This is a genomic window from Bradyrhizobium sp. Gha (genome assembly GCF_900113735.1).
In the GTDB taxonomy this organism is placed as follows: domain Bacteria; phylum Pseudomonadota; class Alphaproteobacteria; order Rhizobiales; family Xanthobacteraceae; genus Bradyrhizobium.
This window is the reverse complement of sequence record NZ_FOQM01000032.1, coordinates 44,189-61,535: the sequence shown is the minus strand read 5'-3', so window position 1 is coordinate 61,535 and position 17,347 is coordinate 44,189. Positions and strand designations below refer to the sequence as shown.

The window sequence follows — 17,347 nt, the reverse complement described above, 5'->3', positions numbered from 1 at the left end:
GCCTCGAAGGCAAGGTCGAAATGCGCAGCGAACTGGTCGCGCGCTTCGACTACGGTGTCAGCGTTCCCTGGGTCAGTCGCCTTCAAGACGGTGCGATCTCCCCGGTCGCAGGGGCATCCATGCTGCTGCTCAGGAGTGATGTGCCTCTGCGGGGCGAGTCTATGAAGACTGTGGGCTCCTTTTCCATCGGTGAAGCCGAGCGAGTCGCCTTCGTCCTCACTCATCAGACTTCGTACCAGGATCCCGCAGAACGGGAGAACTCAGCGCATCTATTAGACAGGACCGAAAGCTTCTGGCGCGATTGGTCCAGTCGGTGTGAAGCGGCAGGCCCTTATTCGGAGCAGGTTCTCCGCTCATTGATAACCTTAAAAGCTCTGACGTTCGGCCCCAGCGGTGGCATCGTCGCAGCTGCCACCACATCCCTTCCCGAGCAGATCGGTGGTCCCAGAAACTGGGATTATCGCTTCTGCTGGGTACGCGACGCCACGCTGACGCTTCTGGCACTCATGGGAGGCGGCTATTACGACGAGGCACGCGCATGGCGGGACTGGCTGGTGAGGGCAGTCGCGGGAAGTCCTCAGCAACTGCAGATCATGTACGCCGTCACCGGCGAGCGCCGGCTGACGGAGTGGGAAGTGCCATGGCTCTCAGGTTACGAGAACTCGAGGCCTGTACGGATCGGAAACGCCGCACATACGCAGCTCCAGCTCGACGTCTACGGTGAGTTGATGGATGCCCTCTATCAGGCGCGCCGTGGTGGGCTTCCTGAGAACAAGCGTGCGTGGGCTGTCCAATGCGCCCTCTTGGATCACCTGAAAGGCATCTGGACCGAACCGGACGAAGGCATTTGGGAGGTCCGGGGTGGAGCAAAGCAATTCACCTACTCCAAGATGATGGCGTGGGTGGCCTTTGATCGAGCCATCAAGTCGGCGACAGAATTCGGCATGAAAGGCCCGGTGGACGAGTGGCAGGCACAGCGCGCCGCAATTCACGATGACGTTTGTCGCTGCGGCTACGACGAACAGCGGCAGAGCTTTACCCAGGTTTACGGCGAGCCACAACTCGACGCGAGCTTATTGCTGATTCCTGCAGTCGGATTCCTGCCGCCCGTGGATTCAAGAGTGATTTCCACGGTGAAATGCAATTGAGCGCGAGCTGATCGATGACGGCTTTGTCCGTCGCTACGATAACCGGCGTAACGAAGGACGGCCTGCCGCGCGGTGAGGGCATGTTCCTGGCATGCAGCTTTTGGCTGGCCGCCAAGCGCAGTGAGGCGGTTCGGGATGGCCGCATACACATTGAGAAGACCAACGCCCCTTTCCGCATCGAAGAACGGCTGCAATGCCATGGGTCCAGAATTTGGTGCCGGCATCCGCTATGCGATCGACCAAGGTTGGCTCGAGCTGCACGAGAGCGGTACGTCTGTCCGGTTATTGGCGCCAGGCGATACCCTCATGCCAGGATGACCATTCGTAAGCTTCGCGATAACTGGACGACGTCTCGCCAGACATTAGTCCCCGGAGGCGGCTGGGGTTGCTCGCACTTTAGGAACGAAGGTGCTCCGCACTGATTAGCCAAGCGTTCTCTCCTCCGAATGAGCAAGGGCCTGGGTTGCTCCACTAGCGGCCCGGGCGTTTCCTCAGGGCGCCAACCCCGAGCGTGTGCACTCTCACAAGTACTGACGACGACGAGCGGAGCATTTCCGCGTGAAGGCGAGCAACTGCGAGCACGAATAAGTGCAGCAATCGCTCAGCAACCGAGCCAAGAACGATGCGGTGGCGATCACTTCCCGTGCCGTTTTGAACAAGGCCGGGGCCGCTGCTCCTTCAGTTCAGGGCTATTCCAGGGAACAACACGGTTCTCATTTCCTGCCTCATATAAACAAATGCGCGGAAGGCTTAGCGCGGCTTACTTACCTATCACGAGCAGGCGATCGGGAGGCGTCGTGAGTGAAAGTCCGCTGCCGGCGAACAGATTGGTCCTTCGTAGCAGCCAGTGAGCGGTGCTCGTATGCTCAGGAACCTAAGTTAGGCCACGGAAGGAGCTCGCCAGAAGAACCCAGCAAGCGGGCTGCCAACAGCGAACACTAAGCACCGCAGCGGCTAGGAACGTTTCCGATGACTTTGAGTCCTAGAGGCGCAATCGATCCTCTGTTTGCTCGTGCATCGAACGATGGAAAAAGCCGTTTGGTATGCCATCTCGGCACTCCTTGTGGGCTTCGGTGCCGTGATACTCATCGCTGGGCTCTCCACCAGCTCGCCGGCTTTGTGGACCATCGTCGCGCTCATACCAATGACGATTGGAATCGTGAGCGCTTTTGGCTCCATCTGACTGGTGTGGAAAATCGGGGATAGGTCAGCACGTCTCCGTTTTCCGAATCAGCGTAGCGTGGTCGCTCTCCCAGATGTTGCATTCAGGGGCCGCCGGCTTGAGTCAGTTTCTCTCAACCTTTTTGCTGGCTACGGCGGTCGTTCTGACGATCTGCTTCGGCGTGGCGGCTTGGCGCATTTCTGATGGAGAGGACGTGGAGATTACTGGACAAATTCCCGGTCAGTCCTACGGCTGGAGAACGTCCCCGACTAATTAGTGGCGTTTTGCTACGGATTTCCTGTGATGTCCCCTTAAAGTCGTAGTCGCTTCTCCTTTTTGGATTCGGAATGACGATTGGCATCGAAAGAATAGAAGTTTTCGAGTAAGGTCATTCGTGCTCGGCCTTCCTCTAGAGGCCCAGCAACCTCCAACTCGACCCCTGCCCCTCGATGCATATCTCGAAATTGGATCGGCGAGACGTTGACCGCAACGTTGAACTCGTTCGGCCAACTAGCCGCCTGCTCGCAAGCGCGATTCGAGGCGCGATCCGGGTGAGATCGCGGAATGTTGAGCGCCCAGCCGCGCGGGACGGCGAGGTTCTTGGGCGTCCTTTGACCACGATTGCCATCCTCGGCGAAATGAACGTCGAGCACTCAATGGCCGCATTTCGACTCAGGCCCCCCATCTAATCGGCCCTGCGAACCCGTTCAGCAACCTCCTTCGAAACTCCTAAGTCTTGAACTGGGCCGTTGGCGTTGAGCGCGAGATCTCCAGCTCCTCCTCGTTCATGTCGACCGGAACGTCTGCGAACAACGGCGTGCTAAGATAACGCTCGCCGGTGTCAGGCAGCATGCAAAGGATGTTTGCGCCTTTCTCGGCCTCTGCCGCGATCTTGAGCGCGCCGGCCAGGGTTGCGCCCGAGGTGATGCCGACAAAGATGCCTTCCTTGGTCGCGAGTTCCTTGCTGCACCTGATGGCCTCGGGGCCAGGGATGGGCAGGATGCGGTCGAAGAGTTTCATCGTGACGGCGTCACCGGCGAGCTTCGGGATGAAATCGGGCGTCCAGCCCTGCATCGGATGCGGCTTGAATGTCGGATGCGGCGCCGCTGGCGTGCCATCGTCGTTACGCTTCTGTTCGACGCCGCTGCCCAGCAGTTGCGCATCCTGGGGCTCGCAGACGATGATCTTCGTGTCGGGACGTTCCTTCTTGAGCACTCGCGACACGCCTTTCAGCGTGCCGCCAGTCCCGTAGCCCGTGACCCAATAGTCCAGCCGATCTCCGGCGAAATCGTCCAAAATCTCGACCGCCGTTGTTTTGGAGTGGTAGTCGGGATTGGCTTCGTTTTCGAACTGCCGCGTCATGAACCAGCCATGGCTCTTGGCAAGCTCAATGGTCTTGTTGATCATTCCAACCGCCCGGTCGGCTGCCGGTGTTACGACGACCTTCGCGCCCAAGAACCGCATCAGCCGCCGCCGCTCTATGCTGAAGGTCTCGGCCATGGTGACTACCAGGGGGTATCCTTTGGCGGCGCATACCATCGCAAGGCCGATGCCTGTATTACCGCTCGTCGCCTCAATCACGGTCTGACCGGGCTTGAGTTCTCCGGATTCCTCCGCGGCCTCGATGACGCCGAGAGCGAGCCGGTCCTTGACTGAGCCAAGCGGATTGAAGGCCTCCACCTTCACAAAGAGGTTGACCTCCGCGGGCGCGAGACGATTGATTCGCACAACGGGTGTGTGGCCGATAGTGTCGAGAATGCTCTGATATTGATGACCCATGGTATCTCCTCGTCACAAAAATGTGCGAAAAAACCGCATTGCAGATTACCGTCAGCCCTGCTTGCAAAGATACAAGGATGGAGGCTTCACCCAATCGGCCGACATTGAATATGCGGTCACATTATCCGACAATGCGGCTGTGAATGATAGTCGTTCCGTTCTTCTATTGGTTTGACCGAAATTTTTGCCACAAGAGGCCTGCTTTTGTCCGGCGAGCGGTGGAGGGAGATTGGCGGCAGTGCTGGCGGCTGATGTCGCCGGCTACAGTCGATTGATGGGCCGCGATGAAGAGCGCACCCCGGCCGAGCTGAAAGGGCTTCGCAAAACGCTGGTCGATACCGCGCATCGCGGCCGGATCGTCCAGGCATGCTGGTCGAATTTCTCAGCGCCGTTGACGCCGCGCGTTGGGCCGTTGAAATCTAGCAGGCGATGGTCGAGCGCAATGGCCACGTGCCGTCGGAGGAGCTGATCGAATTCCGCATCGGTAACCATCTCGGCGACATCATTCGGCGTCGTCGGAGCTGCGGCGAATAGCAGCGCGGTGGAGCTGATCCGACACCAAAATCGTCCACCACGAAGGCTTTGCCGGCAGCTCGGTAGATGAGGTTGTTCTGTTTGCAGTAGACATCTCCGGGAATCTTGGCCACGCTCACCGCAGCTGCCGCCATGATGTCGGCGAACGCCGCATATTGAGCGCGGACTTTGCGGATCGAGCTGTACTTGGGCGCTTTCCTGCCGCCCAGACAGGACCAAGCGCAGCGCCAGCAGGACAACCACCATCACTCGCGAGCGGTTTAGACTAATCGCTAAAGCTATCGGAGAAGCGGCGATCCGCGCCAACGCCGCGCCTGTGCAAATAGAACAGATCGCAAGGGCTTCAGCTCGGCGAGCATGTCCCGGCCTCGGACGTGAAGAAGCCTTGGCGATCAGCCCGCGGAACAGGAAATCCAACCAGGGCAGGACGACAAGGGTTGCGCGAGATACAGCGCGGCGATGCGGTTCATTGGCAGCCTCCCTGCCCGCAGCGCGGGCACTCACACTATGCCGTCAGCCATGTCACGCCGGGCCGAAGGTTTCAGCCCGCTCTCTGACGATCAAGCCGCCTGCACGCGGTCCAAGAAGCTCTCAACCTCGGCCTTGAGATGCAGGCTCTCGCCTGACAGCGCCTGGGCGGAGGCAAAGATCTGCCTCGAGGTCTCGCCGGTCTCACTCGCGCCCTCGGCCGCGTGGCGGACATTGACCGCGACGTCGGCGGTGCCCGAAGCGGCCGCGCGAACACTGGCCGCGATGTTGTGGGTGGCGCTGCGCTGCTGCTCGACCGCGGCCGAGATCGAGCTCGCGATGCCGCTGATGCGCTCGATAGTCTCGGTGATCGCCTTGATCGCGGTGACCGACTCCTCGGTCGCCTGCTGCATGCTCGCAATCTGGGTCGAGATCTCGTCGGTCGCTTTCGCGGTCTGGCCGGCGAGCGTCTTGACCTCCTGGGCCACCACGGCAAAGCCACGGCCCGCATCGCCCGCGCGCGCGGCCTCGATGGTGGCATTCAGCGCCAGCAAGTTGGTCTGCTCGGCGATAGAGGTGATCAGCTTGACGACGTCGCCGATGCGGGAGCCGGCTTCCGAAAGCTGCGCGATGCGCTGGTCGGTCGCCACGGCCTGCTGCACGGCCTCGGCGGAAATCGCATTGGACTCTTGCATCCTCTTGGTGATCTCGGAGATCGACTGCGAGAGCTCGTCCGAGGCTGACGCTGCCGCACGCACGTGGTCGGAGGCCTGCTCGGAGGCGCCAGCCGATTTCGCCGACAGCTCGGCGGTGGACCGCGCGGTATCGGTCAATTGTCGCGCCACGCGCTCGAACTCGCCGGAGGAATGCAGCACCTTGTCGAGGATACCGCCGATGCCGCTGCGGAATTCAGCAACGAAGTTGCGAAGGTCGGCCCTGCGCTGTTCGACGGCGGCAGCCGCAGCTTCCGCCTGCTCGCTGCGCATGCGCGCCCGGTCCAGCGAATTGCTCTTGAACACCGCAACGGTGCGCGCGATCTCGCCGATTTCGTCGGCGCGATCCTCACAATCGATCCCGACGTCGCTCTGGCCGTTGGCAAGCGCCGTCAGCGAGCGGGTGACCGAGGCCAGCGGCCGGGTGACGCGGCGGACGACCAGCAAAGTGAGCACCAGGACCAGCAGCGCGGCGATGCCGGCCGCGACCGCCATGCTCTCGATTGCCTGGGCCAGCATGGCCTCGTACTGGGCCATGGGAGTGCCGACATAGAGAATGCCGACGACCTTGCCGCCAGCATCCGCGATCGGGAAATAAGCGGTCATGAAGGACTTACCGAACAGTGTGGCCGGTCCCTTATAAGCCTCGCCGCGGCGCAAGAAGCCCTGCGCTGGATGATCGGCGGCAAGCTGGGTGCCGACGGCGCGGTCGCCATTTTCCTTCTTCACATTAGTCGAGCGGCGAACGAACTGCCCGCTCGCATCGTCAAACACGAATAGGGTCGCATTGCCGCCGACATAGGACACCGCGCGATCGACGATGGAGTGATCCTTGATGTCGGGCATCTTGGCGATCTCGGCGCGCGCCACCACACCATCCTGCATAGCGATCCTGGCGTCGGGGACGATTTCGGCGAAAGCCAGCGCCAGCGTGCGCAGGCTGACCTCGATGTCGCGCAGCGCGCGATCATTGAAGGCGGAGGTGAGCGACCAATAGCCCGCGCCGACCACCAGTGCCGTATTCATCGCGATCAGCAGGACCGCACACAACACGGCCTTGGTACCCAGTTTGAATTGCGGCACCAACTTGGCCGTTAACGAATCGGACATGGACGGAACTACCCCCCGGGATTCTGCATATTCATGCAATCCGCTTACGACCGCATTAACGAGGGTTCACAACACGGAACCCGAATGCTTTCCAAGATGTAAACGAGGACACGCCCTGCCCCCGCAAAGTCCTGCGCCTGTCATTGTCTGATTTCGCGATGACCTCCGGGTGTCCGACCATCCTGGCCTCCACGCCGCCGCCAAGACCGGCGCACCGGTGATCTGTCTGTATGTGTTGGACGATGCGGCTGGACGAGCGCCGGGCGTGCGGCGCGCTGGTAGCTGGTGCAATCGCTGCGCGCGCTGGGCGCTGATGTCGCGGCGGCGCGGGGGGATCGCTCGTCCTGCGCAAGGGATCGGCGGACACAGTGATCCCTGAGCTGGCGCGCGAGAGCGGAGCACGTGGTGTTTACTGGAATGAGATCGCGCAGGCCGAGCATCAGGCGGTTGAGAAGCGACTGGAAGCTGCGCTGGCAAAGCTCGGTATCGAGTCGCAAAGCTTTCCCGGCGACCCGCTCGTCCCGCCCTCGGCGATCTCGAACAAGGAAGGCCAGCAGCTTGGTGAACGCCCCGGCCGTCTCGATGCCCACCATCTATAATTACAACGGCAGGGAGTACGTCACCTTCGCCGCCGGAGGAAATTCTATCCTTCTGCCGAAGGTGAGCGACCAGGTGATCTCGTTTGCTGTGCCGCACTGAGAGCTTGGCGGGCGTGCTTGACGGATGGCGAACACCGCCGGCCAAGCGCGATCTGGCCGAGTTGGGAGCCATACTTGAGTTGGTTGGGTTCTTCGACGTTCGATGGCCTTGGAGACCCAAAGCTGCTCGCGAGCGAGTGCCGCGTGAAGTCGGAAGGAAGAAGTCAAATGCTGGTTCTCGAGAAGCCTGCGCCCTGAGCAACGGCGAGTTTGATCTCGTTGCTTACTCGCTCAAAACGAAGGAGCCGATCTATCGAGACGGCGCCTATTCGGGCGCGTACTCATCTGTGGACGCCCCAGAGCAAGCGGTATTTTGAAGAGACTTGCACGTAGTCGGATGCTGCCATCTGTCCGGCCTCTGATGCAGCGATGGAGCTGCGGGCCTGTATGGGAGTTCGCGGACCGGAACCAATGATCAGCCGAACTTCATGGCCAAGCTGGGTGAGCTGACGGCCCAATGATGCGCTCCACCACATGCCTCTAGCGCTACCGTGCAACTCGGCTGGGCCGCGAAGAAATCCAGCAGCTTTCCCCGGCTGATCCGCTTGCTGAATATTGCCCCCGCCCATCCGCTCCGTGCGCGTGAAAAACATGCTTGGCGATATCCAGACCGATTATGATAACCTCTGACACGGACGCCTCCCTTAACTGGTGCTCAACACCTCCACTTTGGCACATCGATGCCGTCGGGCGGGGCGTCCACCCCATCATAAATCGTCGGCGATGTCCGCTTCGCCCGGCCGGGGCAGGAGCAACGGCTCCGCTGACCTGTCGCTGGTCCGTGATTGTATGGAGCACCTGCTTGTCGGTTACTGGGAGCTTACCCCTCCGACAGACAACCCATTGGGAGCGTCTTCCCTAACCGCAGACAGAGCCCGATCTATGGATGTCTCTGATTTGGCGAGCCTTCTGTGGGCGCTGGCGGCGCCGTTCGGCGATAGCACGCATTCTTAACCGTCCCGAGGTTCACGATGGTTAATACGCCTCCTGTTAACGCGAAGCCAACCGGTCGGACCCAGAATTTCCGGGATGTCGACCATCGCTGGAATCATGTCGTGGGGCCAATTGCTTGCGGACCGGCTTTTAGCGAACTCGGCGCTGGAGGGCGCAACGCGTCGGGTGCGCCGGACCGCCTCGCGCCCAATTGTCATCCTCGTGCTATGCAGCGCATTCCTCATCGCGCTGGTGGTCGCCGTAATCGGCCTGATACTGTCCAACCTGCGTCATCAGGCTATCGAACAAAGCAAACAGCGGCTGTTGGCGACCGCAACCGTACTTGCCAGGCAGGCGGCGCGCGACTTCCAGTCGATCGACCTCATCGAGGCCAACATGATCGAATACATGGAAACGCTGGCGATCGTCTCTGACGCACTCTACGCTCGCGCCATGGTGGGACGCGGCATCCATCTAATGCTGAAGGACAAGATCGGCGGCTTCCCTCACATCGGCGCGGTTATGTTGGTGGGCGCCGATGGCACGCTCATCAATTCGTCGCAGGCATGGCCAACTCCACCGGTCAATTTCGCTGGTCAGGACTTTTTCGAGGCGCTGAAGGCCGACCCGCGATTGAGCTCGATGCTCGGCAGACCGATACGGGATGACCAAACCGGCGCTTGGACCATGTACCTTGCCCGGAAATTTAGGGGATCAAACGGTGAATTCCTCGGTCTGGTCGTCGGCACGGTGGCCTCGCAGTACTTCGAGGACTCGTTTGGAACTCTCGCACGCGCGACTGATGAGTCGACAGCGCTGCTTCGGGACGATGGGCTCCTCCTCGCGCGCTATCCGCACATCGATTCCATCATAGGAAAACGGTCTGGCCGCAGCTTGGCGAACGGGACCGCACCGCAGTCCGCCAGCGGCGTGGATGAGACCGAGCGGCTGGTTGCGCAGGCGCGGCTTCCTAACGTTCCGATCAATCTGACAGCCAGCGCAACCGTAGCAGCTGCGCTCGCCGACTGGCGAACCGAGGCGGGATACCTGATTGGGTTAACTATTGTCCTCGTGGTGGCGATCGGGGGGACCGGCGCCGTGGTCGTTCAGTTTTTTCGCAGGCAAAGTATCCAGCTGGACTCCACGCTGAACAATCTGTCGCAGGGCGTCTGCATGTACGACGAACACCAGCGCCTAATCCTGTGCAACGATCGCTACGCCGAGCTCTTCCGCCTGCCGCATGAGCTGACGACGCCGGGAACTCCGTTGCGCCATGTCTTCGACCATCAGGGGCTGGGCCTGAATTTGGGGGGAGATCCCGAGGAGTATTTCAGCGGGATGATGGCTATCATTGCAGCACACGAGCCGGCGCGTACCGTGACGGAATTTGCGGACGGGAGGTCCGTGGTGACGGTGTTCCGGCCGGCACCGGGGGGCGGTTTCGTCACCACCGTAGAGGACATCACTGAGCAAAAGCGCGCGGAGAAGCGAATTGCACACATTGCACATCATGACTCACTTACCGGTCTGCACAATCGCGCGGCGTTTTCCGACTATCTGGTTTCGGCCATTGATGAGACGCTGCGCGCGGCCGGGACGTTCGCGATCCTTTGCCTCGACCTCGATCGTTTCAAGGAGATCAACGACTTTTACGGCCATCTGGTCGGCGACGCGCTGCTGCGCGAAGTGGCACGGCGTCTCCAAGCCGCTGCGAACGGCGCCTTCCTGGCGCGCGTTGGTGGCGACGAGTTCATTGTGGTCACGACCGGAGACGCACAGGCAGATGCCGTCGGTCAACTGGCTCAGCAATTCAGGAACGCCCTGAGTGGCGACATCGAGATCGCCGGACGACAGTTGCGCATTGGCTTGAGTATCGGCATCGCATCCTGTCCGCTTCACGGAAACGACCCGACGACCCTGCTCGCCAACGCGGATGTCGCACTGTACCGTGCCAAGGCGGAAGGTCGCAATGCGATCAGATTCTTTGAGGCTGAGATGGGCGCGCAATTGCGGGATCGACGCGAATTGCAGCACGATTTGCAATCTGCTCTCGCGAACGACGAACTGTGGCTCGATTATCAGCCGCTTGCAAAAATCGACGGCGAGATCGCGGGTTTCGAAGCGTTGGTCCGCTGGCATCATCCGAGGCGCGGGGTGGTCGCACCTGGAACCTTCATTCCGCTCGCGGAAGAGAACGGACTGATCGTCGCGATGGGTGAATGGATTCTGCGTACCGCGTGCGAGGAAGCCGCGTCCTGGCCGAACCAGCTGCAGATTTCCGTCAATTTGTCGCCGGTCCAGTTTAGGAACGATGACGTCGTGCGGCTGGTCCACGAGGTTCTGATCGAGACCGGATTGGATGCTGGCCTGCTTGAGTTGGAAATCACGGAAGGCGTTCTGATCGACGACTTCTCCCGTGCATTGTCCATCCTTCGGCGGCTCAAAGCGTTGGGGGTACGCATTGCGCTCGACGATTTCGGCACCGGCTACTCATCGATGTCGTATCTGCAGGCATTCCCGTTCGACACGATAAAGATCGACCGCAGCTTCATATCGAACCTCGAACGTAGCGCGCAATCGAAGGCGCTGTTGCGAGGTGTCATAGGATTGGCACGCGGGCTCGAGCTTCCAGTGACCGCCGAAGGCGTCGAGACGCGAGCCCAGCTCGACGTCCTCGTCCGCGCCGGCTGCGATCTCGTACAGGGTTACCTGATCGGGCGACCGGCTTCGATCGACAGCTATGCGCAGGCCGTGGGCCGGCCTGCCCGAAGCGGCACGGTCGACCGGCAAGACAGGCGAAATTGGCCGGCGCCAGATGATGTTGAAGATGAACCGGAGATCACGGCGAGGAGAGCATGATACGCCTGAAATTGGTCATCCTGGCTGCAGTTACGCTGTGCTTCACGAGCCATGAGGGTATCGCTCAACAGACGACCGGCACGCTCGAGAAGATCAGGAACACCGGAACTATCGCGATTGGACATCGTGAATCGTCGATCCCGTTTTCTTATTACGACAGGAACGAGAAGGTCGTGGGCTATGCGGTGGACCTCTGCTATCGCATCGCCGATGCCGTAAAGGACAACCTCGGCTTGGCAAAGCTGGAGGTAAAGCTGGTGCCAATCACCCCGGCGCTTCGCATTCCTTCAATTTTGAGCGGGAAGATCGATCTTGGATGCGACACGATGACCAACAATCTCGATCGTCAGAAGGTCGTGACATTCTCATCGACTTATTTCGTCGCCGCCAATCGATTCGCCTCCAAGGTAGCGGCCAACCTGCGGACCCTTGATGACCTCAAGGGCAAAACGGTGGTGTCGACCATCGCCTCAACCAACCTCAAGCAGATCAGTGAACTCAACGAGGAGCGCCATCTTGGGCTCACCATCCTTGCGGCAAAGGATAATTTCGAGGCATTCCGGATGCTGGAATCCGATCGCGCTGCCGCTGTCGTCATGGACGATATCCTGCTGTACGGCCTTGTAGCCAACTCGGCAGCGCCCGCTGACTACGTCGTATCCGACGACGCGCTGTCAGTCGAACCATACGGAATCCTGCTGCGGCGCGACGACCCCGCCTTCAAGAAAGTGGCTGACGATGCACTGGCAACGATCTTTCGCAACGGCGAAATCAACAGGATCTATACTAAATGGTTTCTCGACCCGATTCCGCCGAACGGAATCAGCCTCAATGTCCCTATGAGTGCGGCGCTGAAGCTCGCAATCGCAAATCCGACAGATAGTGGTGATCCGGCGGCCTATGTGATGCGAAATACAGGACATTGATCGAACAAGTCGCGGCGATTTCGGGAGATCTGGACGTTAGGATGAGCGTCCAACCATAGCTCTTCGAGCGCCCGCCGAACAGGGTTCACAGCAATCTCAAGGACGAGTCGGCCCGGATCAACTTCAGCCTGCCCTGCCCGTGGCCGGGAAAGGCCTGCACCGAATTCGAGCCAAACTCTTTCACCCATTTGCGCAGAACGTTCTCATGAACATCCGGGTCGCGGCCGGCTTGCGCCAGCGAAACGCCACGCTCCCTAACCAGCTTGACCGCCTCGATCTTGAATTCGCGACCTTCATCGCCCACCTCCGGCTTCATGAAACACCTAATCTCAGTGTCCATCAAACCGGCAGCAGCTCATTTCTGCTGGACGGTAACTGGTGCGGATCTGCGCCGGATCACTTGATGTCTCCGCCGCCGTTGAGCCAAAGCGCTGCCCTAGCGGTACGAACGCCGCAAGCAAAGCCAGGCTGACCCAGACCTTCATCGGCTCCCTCGAAGGAAACAGCCGCTTATTATATGAACACCTTGGTCAACGAAGCATTAATGGCCCAACTCCCAGCTGCATCGAAGCGCACCGCTGTCCAGATCGGTCCTGCCTCTGGCTGACCACTCACGTTCGTATGCTCCAGCTGGCCGTCAGTCCACCTCCACATTCGCGTGTTGGGCGCAATTGATCGCACCTTGCCGCATCTGCGTCATTTCTGGGAACGTCTGCGGCTCTGGGAACGTCTGCGGCGTCGCTTGTGCGCCTAGAGTCGATCGATTGTCGTGCGCAGCCGCACGAGCATCGACAATAATAGGTCGAGTTGCTCTTGGAGAGCAGCTGCATCTAAGCAAGACGTTCAAGTGTCTCACGTAATACGTGCAGCCTCATTGAGTCCTTCTGAGCAGCGCGCCATCAGCATCCCCTTACAGAGGCCCCTGACATGAGCGAAGTAAGCAGGGCCCCGCGAGATCCGAGTATCGCGCCCGAGGATGCTTCTTGCGACCACCTTACAATACCCGGCAAGCCGCGAGTACTACGTCTGCGGAACGCAACGGGCTGTTCCTGGGTTTGATAAAAATTGGAGCCTAGTAGGTGCCAAACAGGCACGCGATCGATCTTGCCAGCAATGTCTGCCGAATTTCGGTTGTGTTTTGTGCAACTTGGATATGTGTATGCCGTCTCCGCGCAACCTGTTAAATCTTTTGTTAATCAGTTCGCGTGAAACTTGAACCAACATTCCGCTGCAGAGCGGTGCAGCCTTCGCTGTACGGCAAAACTAGGCCGGGGTTTGCCTGTCCGAGTGTGGTACTTGCGTGAATTTCGCCGGAATTTTGTATTTTTCTACTTCGCTTTGATTGCCTCGAAGAAGGCACGCCACAATCGAATTATTGCGGGCCCGCAAAAGAGATTTGCGACATGTCGACAGTGCTAAAATTTAAGCGGCCTGACAAACAAGACTCTGGATCGGAACGTTCGCGCCTGCAGCTTCCTGATGTACTAGCGAACGTCACCGCTTTGCTATCGCAAGTTCAAGCCCGAGAAATTCAAACATTGGAGGAGGTCCGCCAAGCCATCTTCATTCTTGAACTCGCGAACCGTTGTATCCGATTGTTTGTCGGGCATACCACATTGAATGAAACAACTCGGGCCACATTACTGGCTCAGTCAGCGAGGATCGATGAGCTACTTGAGACCTCACGCAACGAGGCAGGCATATAATTTGAAGACGAGTAAGCTGCGTATGTTGGGAAACAATCGAAGAGCATACCGCGTTATCGTCGATGCAGGCTGACCGAATAGCCTGCGACTAGACAATCGCCCAAATCTGCTTTGCCGGAAACGCCTGGCGCTACGACACACCTTGCACGAGTGGCCGCTGCAGGTGCTTTGCCAACAACTCCGCCGCCTCGGCATATTGCTGCGCCTCCAGGATTTCCAGCAGGCGCAAATGCTCGCGTATGTGCCGCCGCATACAGTCACGATCGGTGAAGCTACGATAGGCAAAGAGCCGCCGGATAGCGTTCACGCGCCGCAGCGCTTCGATGAAGAAGGGATTGCCGGCGCCACGGATGATCTGTTCATGAAATTCGCAGCCGGAGTGATAGATCTCGCCGATCGTCATCTTCTCGAGCTCGCCTTCCAGGAGGCGTTGCTGGCGCTCGCGCAGACGTGCAATCACCTCCTGCGACAGCATGAAGTCCGGCTGTGCAATCGCCGCCGGCTCGATCACCGCGCGAAACGCCATTGCCTTGGCCTGCGCTTTGGGGCTGGAGACGGTCTCCGCAAAGCGCCAGCCATAGCCTGGCAGACGTGCGATCCACCCCTCGGCCGCGATCCGATCGAGGAGTCGCTGCAATTCGGCGCGGCTGAGATCATAGCGGCGCATCAGCTCGGCCTCGGTGACATCAAACGGCAGCCGGCTCGCAAGCACGTCGCCCGCGATGTTCGCATAAACTTGCTCGCTGCGCCTAATGGCCGCGAGCGCCGGCTGAGCCGCGCCGCTGGTCGGATTCTTCGCCAGCACGAAGCCACGATGCGGCTCGCCGCGCGCCAGCCCCGCCGCCTCCAGAGCCTTCAGGCCGAGCCGGATCGGCGCGCGTGACAGATCGAGCGCATCGGCAAGCCTTTGTTCTATCAAGCGATCGCCGGCTTTCATGCCTTCTCGGCGGGCGAGTGCCATGATCAAGCCGGCGAGGTGCTCGGCGCGCTCGGAACCGCCGTTTCTGGCGGAGCGCTGTCGGGAACTGTCGATCGCTGTCATTGCAGTGCACGCCAGGTTTAGGCTTGACAGATTGTCTCACGGATTGTTCTTTTAGGCAACAATATACAATCAAGCTAGGGAGACCCCGATGGCGCGTGCGCCCGACGTCCACATTTGCGAGGTCGCTCCACGCGACGGCCTGCAAAACCTGGATGTGTTCGTCCCGACCGAAGCCAAATGCGCGCTGATCGACATGATCGCCGCCGCAGGCGTGCGCGAGATCGATGCGGGATCTTTCGTGCCGCCGAAAGTCGTGCCGCAATTCGCTGACGTCGATGCGGTGATGGCGCATGCGCTCACGCACATGACGGCCACAATTGGTGCGTTGGTGCCGAACCCCAAAGGGGCCGAGCGCGCAATCGCCGCGGGCGTCAACGCCGTGTACTTCGTCATCTCGGCAAGTGAGACACACAACCGTGCCAATGTGCGTCGCTCGGTAGAGGAGCAACTCGATGGGTTTCGCGCGGTTCGTGCGGCGATCGATGCCCGGCCAATGGACCGGCGGCCGCAACTGATGGGCGCGATCTCCACCTCCTTCGGCTGCTCCCTCGAAGGCGAGGTCAGCGAAGCGGCCGTGTGCCGGGTTGCGCGCGCCTTCGCCGAAGCCGGTGCCGACGAGATCGGGCTGGCCGACACAGTCGGCTACGCCACCCCCAAACTGATCGGGCAGATCGTCGAAGCCGTCAGGCGCGAGGTCGGATCGCAGATGACGCTGCGGCTGCATCTGCACGACACGCTCGGCGCGGGCCTTGCCAATGCCGTTGCCGGCCTGGAAGTAGGGATCCGCCGTTTCGATGCCGCGGTGTCCGGGCTCGGTGGCTGCCCTTTTGCCCCGGGTGCGCGCGGCAACATCGTCACCGAGGATCTCGTATTCATGCTGGAGCGCATGGGGCTCTCCACCGGGATCGATCTTGATCGCCTGATGCAAACGCGGGAGATTCTCGCCGGCCATATCCCTGCGAAACACCTGACGGGGCATCTGCACGATGCAGGTATCCCAAAGGTGCTGCGGAGGGCGGCATGACGGCGGCTGCGCGCGAGACGACATCGGAGCTTCGTCCGCTGGCCGGCGTTCGGGTCATCGAGTTCAGCCAGATGGTGATGGGCCCGAGCTGCGGGCTGATCCTCGCCGATCTCGGCGCCGACGTGATCAAGGTCGAGCCGCCCAAGGGCGACCGCACCCGCTACTTCAAGGGGCCCGCCGCTGGCTTCTTCGCCACCTACAGCCGCAACAAGCGCAGCATCGCGCTGGATACGTCGACGGCTGAAGGCCAGATCATAGCGCGGCGGCTGATCGAGAGCAGTGACGTCCTGATCGAGAATTTCCGGCCGGGCCTGTTGAAGCGGATCGGTCTCGACTACGAGAGCGTTGCGGCCTTTGCGCCACGCCTGATCTACTGCTCGCTTAAGGGTTATCTGCCGGGCCCTTACGAAAACCGCCTCGCGCTCGACGAGGTGGTGCAGATGATGGGCGGCCTCGCCTACATGACCGGCCTGCCGGACCGCCCGATGCGCGCCGGCGCCTCGGTCAACGACATCATGGGGGGCATGTTCGGTGTGATCGCGATCCAGGCTGCGCTGGCTGAGCGGCAGCGCACAGCTCGAGGCCGCTACATCCAGAGCGCATTGTACGAAAACAACGTGTTCCTGATGGCGCAGGCAATGATGTGCGAGGTCGTCAGCGGCCAGCCGTCGATCCCCTATTCCATCAAGGACAGCCCCTGGCCGGTCTACGACCTCTTCGACACCAGGGACGGCTCAAAACTGTTTGTCACCATCGTCGGGGAGGAGCAGTGGGAGGCATTCTGCCGCGCTTTCGATCGCGAAGCCTGGCTTGCCGATCCGCGCTTTGCAACCAGCAACGACCGGGTCGATCATCGCGGATGGCTGATCCCCCAGATCGCAAAAATTTTCAAGCAATGGGACAAGGCTGCCCTCGCCACACGTCTCGAGCAGCTCGACCTTCCCTACGCGCCGGTGAACAAGCCCGGCGATCTCTTCGATGATCCGCATCTCAACCAATCGGGCGGACTGACCGACATTCGCCTGCCTGACGGCGGCGAGGCCAAGACGCCGCTACTGCCGATCTCAATGGATGGCCGTCGCCTGCCCAACCGTTACGATCCCCCGCAGATTGGCGAGCAAACGAGCGAGATCCTGGGCGAGATCGGACTTTCCGCGAACGACATCGAAACGCTGCGACAAGCAGGGACGATCAAGATCGCGCCGACCTGATACTCGGCGTGGTCAAAAAACAAGCAAAGGGAGG

At 60.4% G+C, this 17,347-nt stretch carries 11 protein-coding genes and 2 pseudogenes; 8 read left to right on the top strand and 5 right to left on the bottom strand.

Translation table 11 applies throughout. From position 1 onward, the window contains the following. Positions 1 to 20: 20 nt before the first annotated feature. On the top strand, positions 21 to 1,148 hold the full coding sequence (locus BM222_RS42385; protein WP_143106089.1) for a glycoside hydrolase family 15 protein: 1,128 nt from the start codon (positions 21 to 23) through the stop codon (positions 1,146 to 1,148). Between the two features lie 1,891 nt (positions 1,149 to 3,039). On the opposite strand, the gene cysK is transcribed toward BM222_RS42385, so the two are convergent. Next, the gene (gene cysK / locus BM222_RS29920) at positions 3,040 to 4,089 is read right to left on the bottom strand and encodes a cysteine synthase A (protein ID WP_092236251.1); all 1,050 of its coding nucleotides are present in this window, start codon (positions 4,087 to 4,089) and stop codon (positions 3,040 to 3,042) included. Positions 4,090 to 4,363: 274 nt separating this feature from the next. On the opposite strand from cysK, the pseudogene BM222_RS40385 reads away from it, so the two are divergent. Next, positions 4,364 to 4,596 (top strand): annotated as a pseudogene (locus BM222_RS40385) (nucleotidyl cyclase domain-containing protein); the annotation flags it as partial. A gap of 587 nt (positions 4,597 to 5,183) precedes the next feature. On the opposite strand, the gene BM222_RS29915 reads toward BM222_RS40385, so the two are convergent. Further along, a complete protein-coding gene (locus BM222_RS29915) occupies positions 5,184 to 6,914 on the bottom strand; it encodes a methyl-accepting chemotaxis protein (protein WP_092236248.1) in 1,731 nt (576 codons plus the stop codon). 169 nt (positions 6,915 to 7,083) lie between these two features. Between BM222_RS29915 and BM222_RS42890 the strand changes: the two genes are divergently transcribed. The 4 genes from BM222_RS42890 to BM222_RS29890 all read left to right on the top strand — a co-directional run bounded on the left by BM222_RS42890 (position 7,084) and on the right by BM222_RS29890 (position 12,330). Continuing rightward, positions 7,084 to 7,293, top strand: coding sequence for a deoxyribodipyrimidine photo-lyase (locus BM222_RS42890; protein ID WP_283810271.1), 210 nt, complete (start codon positions 7,084 to 7,086; stop codon positions 7,291 to 7,293). After that, on the top strand, positions 7,283 to 7,513 hold the full coding sequence (locus BM222_RS42885) for a deoxyribodipyrimidine photo-lyase (protein ID WP_283810270.1): 231 nt from the start codon (positions 7,283 to 7,285) through the stop codon (positions 7,511 to 7,513). The genes BM222_RS42890 and BM222_RS42885 overlap by 11 nt, the downstream gene beginning before the upstream one ends. A 1,128-nt stretch (positions 7,514 to 8,641) precedes the next feature. Further along, positions 8,642 to 11,404, top strand: coding sequence for a bifunctional diguanylate cyclase/phosphodiesterase (locus BM222_RS29895; protein WP_092236245.1), 2,763 nt, complete (start codon positions 8,642 to 8,644; stop codon positions 11,402 to 11,404). Continuing rightward, positions 11,401 to 12,330, top strand: coding sequence for an amino acid ABC transporter substrate-binding protein (locus tag BM222_RS29890; RefSeq protein WP_092236242.1), 930 nt, complete (start codon positions 11,401 to 11,403; stop codon positions 12,328 to 12,330). Before BM222_RS29895 ends, BM222_RS29890 begins: the two co-directional genes overlap by 4 nt. A 133-nt stretch (positions 12,331 to 12,463) precedes the next feature. Here the strand turns inward: BM222_RS29890 and BM222_RS29885 are convergent. From BM222_RS29885 to BM222_RS29875, 3 genes and pseudogenes are all read right to left on the bottom strand, one after another. Further along, positions 12,464 to 12,646: pseudogene (locus BM222_RS29885) on the bottom strand (transposase); the annotation flags it as partial. Positions 12,647 to 12,659: 13 nt separating this feature from the next. Continuing rightward, complete coding sequence (locus BM222_RS41440; protein WP_177243554.1) at positions 12,660 to 12,815, bottom strand: hypothetical protein; 156 nt, start codon at positions 12,813 to 12,815, stop codon at positions 12,660 to 12,662. A gap of 1,351 nt (positions 12,816 to 14,166) precedes the next feature. Beyond that, positions 14,167 to 15,078 carry a GntR family transcriptional regulator gene (locus BM222_RS29875; RefSeq protein ID WP_092236236.1) on the bottom strand — a complete coding sequence of 304 codons (912 nt, stop codon included), beginning with the start codon at positions 15,076 to 15,078 and terminating at the stop codon, positions 14,167 to 14,169. 88 nt (positions 15,079 to 15,166) lie between these two features. On the opposite strand from BM222_RS29875, the gene BM222_RS29870 reads away from it, so the two are divergent. Both BM222_RS29870 and BM222_RS29865 read left to right on the top strand, forming a co-directional pair. After that, complete coding sequence (locus tag BM222_RS29870; protein WP_092236234.1) at positions 15,167 to 16,102, top strand: hydroxymethylglutaryl-CoA lyase; 936 nt, start codon at positions 15,167 to 15,169, stop codon at positions 16,100 to 16,102. After that, positions 16,099 to 17,313, top strand: coding sequence for a CaiB/BaiF CoA transferase family protein (locus BM222_RS29865; protein ID WP_092236231.1), 1,215 nt, complete (start codon positions 16,099 to 16,101; stop codon positions 17,311 to 17,313). Before BM222_RS29870 ends, BM222_RS29865 begins: the two co-directional genes overlap by 4 nt. Positions 17,314 to 17,347: the final 34 nt, after the last annotated feature.

What these genes read in the sequence shown, in the direction of transcription:
- BM222_RS42385 (WP_143106089.1), top strand. Translation starts at nt 21, where the DNA reads ATGCGCAGCGAACTGGTCGCGCGCTTCGACTACGGTGTCAGCGTTCCC.
- cysK (WP_092236251.1), bottom strand. Translation starts at nt 4,089, where the DNA reads ATGGGTCATCAATATCAGAGCATTCTCGACACTATCGGCCACACACCC.
- BM222_RS29915 (WP_092236248.1), bottom strand. Translation starts at nt 6,914, where the DNA reads ATGTCCGATTCGTTAACGGCCAAGTTGGTGCCGCAATTCAAACTGGGT.
- BM222_RS29895 (WP_092236245.1), top strand. Translation starts at nt 8,642, where the DNA reads ATGTCGACCATCGCTGGAATCATGTCGTGGGGCCAATTGCTTGCGGAC.
- BM222_RS29890 (WP_092236242.1), top strand. Translation starts at nt 11,401, where the DNA reads ATGATACGCCTGAAATTGGTCATCCTGGCTGCAGTTACGCTGTGCTTC.
- BM222_RS41440 (WP_177243554.1), bottom strand. Translation starts at nt 12,815, where the DNA reads ATGAAGGTCTGGGTCAGCCTGGCTTTGCTTGCGGCGTTCGTACCGCTA.
- BM222_RS29875 (WP_092236236.1), bottom strand. Translation starts at nt 15,078, where the DNA reads ATGACAGCGATCGACAGTTCCCGACAGCGCTCCGCCAGAAACGGCGGT.
- BM222_RS29870 (WP_092236234.1), top strand. Translation starts at nt 15,167, where the DNA reads ATGGCGCGTGCGCCCGACGTCCACATTTGCGAGGTCGCTCCACGCGAC.
- BM222_RS29865 (WP_092236231.1), top strand. Translation starts at nt 16,099, where the DNA reads ATGACGGCGGCTGCGCGCGAGACGACATCGGAGCTTCGTCCGCTGGCC.